The organism is Cytobacillus sp. NCCP-133 (assembly GCF_026011715.1).
Taxonomy (GTDB): domain Bacteria; phylum Bacillota; class Bacilli; order Bacillales; family Cytobacillaceae; genus Cytobacillus.
Map to the genome: position 1 here is coordinate 1 of NZ_BRVM01000044.1, position 5,136 is coordinate 5,136.

Below are 5,136 nucleotides of genomic sequence, written 5' to 3' on the forward strand. Positions count from 1 at the left end.
CATTTCAAAATTTCCAACAACAGCAGCTTCGTTTTCTTTAACAGGAGAATTAATAGCTGGAAGTGTGTCTAATGAATTTACTCTTTCTAGATTTAATATTGAAACAAAAGAAGAAACAACACTAAAAATCCCATCATTGAGTGGAGAAAATGCAATAGCCTATATTGCTGTTAATCCAAAAAACGAAAAACAGGTCATCTTTACAACATTTGAAAAAGATATTTATGTAACAAAAGATCTCGTGGGAAGTTGGAATCAAATAGCTGAAAAGGGTAAGGGGATCAATCTTAAGTCAGATACAGAAGAGGAGTGATTATTTATGATGATGGGTTATGGAATGATGTTAAGCATGCTGTTTTGGATTGTTTTGATTGGATTTGCTCTATACGGGTTTATATTACTAATTATGAAGCCATTTGAAAAAAATAAATCTAATAATGCTCTTACTATCTTAAAAGAACGTTTTGCGCGTGGAGAGATTGATGCAGAGGAATATAATGAAAGAAAAAAATTTTGAAAGATAAGTAGTAATCACTATATTTTCTTTATGAGCCACAGGACAAAATTACTTTTAATTGAAGTAGTTTGAAATTTGTGGAAGGATTCTTCTTTAGCTTATCAAGATTTTTGTTCAAACCTTCGGTTATTTTTACTTTTTTTGTAATTAGCTTTAAAAAAGGGCAGACTTATCCCGTCTTCATTTTTCATAATTTCAAAAAATGGAATTCTATGCAGATAGCTTTGTCCAACCTCGGTATAACTGTCCTGATTCTTGAACAGACATATAAGCCAAGGCATGCACGGTTAAAATACAACGATCAACAAGTGCTTCGACTGCAGCTCGGCCCCGTTTATGAACTCTTCGCATACTAAGCCCTTCTTTGGCTTGTGCATTTACCCGTTCAATGGCGGTTCTTTCAACATATTTGTTTTTAAAAGATTGAAGATGCTGCGGAAATTCTGGATCAATTTGTGGAGCTAATGATTGTTGAATACGAACTGTTCTTCCAGTTTTAGCTCCATTACAATATTGAATATGACAGGCTGCTGCACACGTAAGTCCCTCTTGCTTATACTGAGATCAAATACAGGACATATCCAAATGTATTGTTCTTTTGAGGTGTCAAATCCTTTGAGTTTTAATCGATGGCCGCTTATACAGTGGGGAACACCATATTTATGAAGTTTTGTCATTCTGGAGGAATTTAATTCTTGGTCTTTTATTTTCCTAGGATTTATAGGAGAAAGCAGTTTTGCTTGAAGGATCCCTTTTGTCAGTTCTTGATTTTCTTTATTTTGATAGATTCCATCAGCACTCACGTATTGAACATCTTTCACCCATTCTTCTGGAAGGTCTTGCTTTACTTGTTCTAAAGTGGTTTTAAGAGTCGTGGCGTCATGTTGGCCACCTTTAAAGATACTCCGAGATAAAGGAAGTTCCGATTTCACCCCACATACGAGTGCGACCTTGTGAGCGATATAGGTAGCCGTGTTACTTTTTCTCATAAGTCCAACATTGTCATCTGTAGGAATTTTAGGACAGTCACATGGCTCAGAGTGGCCGCATTTACGATGAGCATTAAGAGTAGCTTCAGCTTCTACATGTGTTGTATCCACTGCCAATTGTTCTTCTTTTTCAATAATCCCTTGTTCGATATTAAACTGAACATTTATTGTCGGGCTTTTTCCCATAATCCATTTTCAATCATTATCTGGTCAAACCGCTCAAAGGTTTTGAGAGATGGAATTTGACTAAAACCACAAACGGTTCGAAAATCAGAGTTTCCCACCACTTGAAAATGAACACTTGAGACCATAACTTCCACATAGAGAAGCGGAGCTAAAAGAAACGATTTAAACAGAGAAAAAAAGCTAATGCCTTTTCGTCCTTTGGGAGATCTCATTAGTTCAAACCTTGTATTTTTAGGAAGGTCAGAAAATAATTCTTCTTGGTCAATATCTAAACAGTTTTGCTTGTTACGCTTAAAACGAGCTCTAACATATTCTTGTTCAATGGGAGAAAAACTTTTTCCCAAGGGAATTCGAGCGCCAATTTTACATAAGGGAGGTGGCGCAAAGAGGAAAATTCGTCTTGCATAAATGAAAATGAGGGTTGAAGATAGATTACATTAGAATAAGATTCTGGTATAATAGAGGTAGTCATAATGAACTCCTTTCGAGATAGTTGCTCGTACTTCTATTTTACCAAAGGAGACTCATTATGGCTTTTCTTTTTGCCCTAACGGGCAATGTTTCTATTTTCCACAAAAACCCTGTAAATGATTTGGCAGTAAGTATAGTGAAATTCGGGATTTTGACCTTATTTCATTAGAAATGGCATTTGATAAATCGGATTGGATTCGTTCCAAACAGTGGTTGTGGAAACACATTCTTAGATAACCATAAATTAAGTCAAGAGTACCAAGGGCTAAGGATTTTTATCCGTTGGCTCATACTTTGAGTAGTGCTTATCCAGTTAAAATATCTTCATTAGGATATTTAATTTTTGCCTTTTCAGGATGGGCTAGTGAAAAGGCTAACGTTAGAGGTCCAAGCTTTCCAATGAACATAATAAAAACAACAACAACTTTTCCGATAAATGTAAGTGATCCCGTTATCCCCATGGATAATCCCACCGTCCCAAATGCTGAAATCACTTCAAAAACGACCATAATGAATGGAGCATCCTCTGTAATATTTAATATAAATATAGCAACACAAATAAAAAAGAGCCCAATGGTTGAAATTGCTAATGATCTTAAAACAACAGTTAAACTAATGGATCTCTTACCTAATACTGTATCTTCCTTTCCTTTTAGAAAAGTTAAAACTGCAAATAAGATAACCAAAAATGTGGTTAACTTGATTCCTCCTCCAGTCGAAGCACTCCCAGCCCCTATAAACATTAGAATGAGCATTAAAAAGATTGTTGCATCATGTAGTCCAGCAATATCCAAGGAATTAAAACCAGCTGTTCTTGGTGTAACCGCCTGGAAATAAGATGCCCAAACTTTATCACCGAGAGAATTCAAGCTGCCTAATGTATGAGGATTGTTATATTCTAATGCAAAGATGAATAACATCGCTGCAATATTGATGACAAAGGTTCCTATAATCATCATTTTTGAATGCAGGGGCATTTTTTTGAATTTTTTTTTATACCATAAATCTGATAATACGGTAAAACCAATTCCCCCTATAATAAAGAGTAAAGTTATGACAATATTTATGACAGGATCACCAACATATCCCATTAAACTATCCGACCATAGAGCGAATCCTGCATTATTAAAAGCAGAAATTGAATGAAAAAAACTATAATAAAGTCCTTTCCCCCATCCCATTTCTGGGACCCACCTAATGGATAAAAACAGCATAGCAATTAATTCAATTGTTATGGAGAAGATAAACAAGTTTTTTACTAATTGAATGACTCCTCCCAAAGAAGTTTGATTTAAAGCCTGTTGTACAAGCAATCGCTCTTTGATTCCAATTTTTTTGCCGAGCATCATATAGATAAGTACAGCAAATGACATAATGCCCAAGCCGCCCATTTGAATTAAAGAGGCGATGACAACCTCACCAAATAGGGTATAAGCTGTTTCTGTATCCACAACAACAAGTCCTGTTACGGTCATAGCGGATGTAGCTGTGAACAAAGCGTCAATCCAGCTAACTGATTCCGTTGTTGAAAAAGGCAGCTTAAGCAAAAGAGTCCCGACTAAGATACAAACGGTAAAGACCACTAGTAACAGCTGAGAGGGATTAAGTTTGATAATACGGTATTTCACCTTTATACTCCTTCTTTCTCAAAACGGTTAATATCATCGTTGTGTCCCATGACAATCAGAACATCCAAATCAAAAATCAACTCCTCAGCCGAAGGCGACACGATAATCTCATTTCCTCTCTGAATACCGACAATATTACATCCAAATTTCGCTCTCACATCTAACGCTGATAAAGATTTATTATGGACTTTTTTTGAAGCAATTATTTCAACGATACTGTGATCCTCGGAGAGCTCTATAAAATCAATAATTTTTTCTGATACGATATGATGGGCAATTCTTTTTGCCATGTCCCTTTCAGGGTGAATCACACGGTCAACCCCAATTTTTTCAAGGACTTTAGCATGGTATTCATTATGAGCTTTTGCCCAGACTTTTGGGATTCCAAACTCTTTAAGAAGTAAAGAAGTTAGAATGCTTGACTCGATATTTTCCCCAAAGGATACGAAGGCATGATCGATATTTCTGATTCCAACCTGTTTAAGAGCATCCTCATCAATAGCATTTATTTGGACTGCATATGTCGCATAATGTGAAAATTGATTTACTATTTCTTGGTCAATATCGATTGCTAATACTTCTGCCCCTAACTCATGAAATTCTTTAACAAGACTCCCTCCAAATCTTCCTAAGCCAAAAACCGCATATTGATTCTTCAATGTCTTCCCATCCTTTCAAAAATGAACACAAAAAGACCATACTTAAGAAAAGAATGGTCAATGGCAGCATTAACCCTTCTCTCGATAGCGCTTACGGAGTTAGCTGTCGGATTAGGGATTGAGAGTATCCCTTCTTAGCTTAATTTGCCAAGATTCACCCCAAGATAAACACTAGGTTTATCAAAAATGGTTCCCCCGATCAAAATGATTCAGCAAAAAGGTTTTTTATTAAAATAATAACTATAAAATACGCTCAGAATTCTGCTGTGTCAATATAAAATAAATTTCCTGTTTTATCACTTTGGTGACTGACCCCAGCTGTATTCATGCGTCAGAGAAAAAGGGGACTGGCCACTTTTTCTCTGAATGCACACTGGAAATTACTGGAGATGATGGATCATATCTGAATTCGTTCTTTTTTCTCCTTAGAATATTTCAAGGAAAAAACTTAAGGAAAAAAATATAAACGCTTATAAATACAATCCGAAGAAGAAAAAAAGCAATATCTTCAAATCATCCAACAAGAAGCAAGAAGAATGTCTAAATTAGTCAATGATTTGTTTGAGTTATCTAAAATGGAGGAAGGAAAGGTTGAATTGCTTTTTGAGGAAGTAAATTTGGTTGAAGTAGTCGAAAATGCAATAGTAAAGACGAAAATGAAAGCTAAAGAAAAAGGATTACAATTG

The 5,136-nt window shown here is 35.6% G+C and carries 7 protein-coding genes, 1 pseudogene and 1 riboswitch; of the genes and pseudogenes, 3 read left to right on the top strand and 5 right to left on the bottom strand.

The annotated features are described in order from the left end of the window. Positions 1-313, top strand: a pseudogene (locus NCCP133_RS21595) (hypothetical protein); the annotation flags it as partial. 6 nt (positions 314-319) lie between these two features. After that, entirely contained in the window at positions 320-517 is a 198-nt protein-coding gene (locus NCCP133_RS21600) for an SHOCT domain-containing protein (protein ID WP_264807292.1), read from the top strand. A gap of 210 nt (positions 518-727) precedes the next feature. On the opposite strand, the gene NCCP133_RS21605 is transcribed toward NCCP133_RS21600, so the two are convergent. The 5 genes from NCCP133_RS21605 to NCCP133_RS21625 all read right to left on the bottom strand — a co-directional run bounded on the left by NCCP133_RS21605 (position 728) and on the right by NCCP133_RS21625 (position 4,450). Continuing rightward, positions 728-1,036 carry a transposase gene (locus NCCP133_RS21605; protein ID WP_309298100.1) on the bottom strand — a complete coding sequence of 103 codons (309 nt, stop codon included), beginning with the start codon at positions 1,034-1,036 and terminating at the stop codon, positions 728-730. After that, positions 979-1,692 (bottom strand): hypothetical protein, encoded by a 714-nt coding sequence (locus NCCP133_RS21610; protein WP_264807293.1) that lies wholly within the window; start codon positions 1,690-1,692, stop codon positions 979-981. Before NCCP133_RS21610 ends, NCCP133_RS21605 begins: the two co-directional genes overlap by 58 nt. Beyond that, positions 1,671-2,036 (bottom strand): hypothetical protein, encoded by a 366-nt coding sequence (locus NCCP133_RS21615; protein WP_264807294.1) that lies wholly within the window; start codon positions 2,034-2,036, stop codon positions 1,671-1,673. Before NCCP133_RS21615 ends, NCCP133_RS21610 begins: the two co-directional genes overlap by 22 nt. A 432-nt stretch (positions 2,037-2,468) precedes the next feature. After that, complete coding sequence (locus tag NCCP133_RS21620; protein WP_264807295.1) at positions 2,469-3,791, bottom strand: TrkH family potassium uptake protein; 1,323 nt, start codon at positions 3,789-3,791, stop codon at positions 2,469-2,471. 2 nt (positions 3,792-3,793) lie between these two features. Continuing rightward, the gene (locus NCCP133_RS21625) at positions 3,794-4,450 is read right to left on the bottom strand and encodes a potassium channel family protein (RefSeq protein ID WP_264807296.1); all 657 of its coding nucleotides are present in this window, start codon (positions 4,448-4,450) and stop codon (positions 3,794-3,796) included. Positions 4,451-4,523: 73 nt separating this feature from the next. Continuing rightward, a riboswitch (cyclic di-AMP (ydaO/yuaA leader) is annotated at positions 4,524-4,675 on the bottom strand. 251 nt (positions 4,676-4,926) lie between these two features. Here NCCP133_RS21625 and NCCP133_RS21630 point away from each other — a divergent pair. Next, the coding region (locus NCCP133_RS21630; protein WP_309298101.1) for a histidine kinase dimerization/phospho-acceptor domain-containing protein at positions 4,927-5,136 on the top strand (210 nt) is incomplete at its 3' end.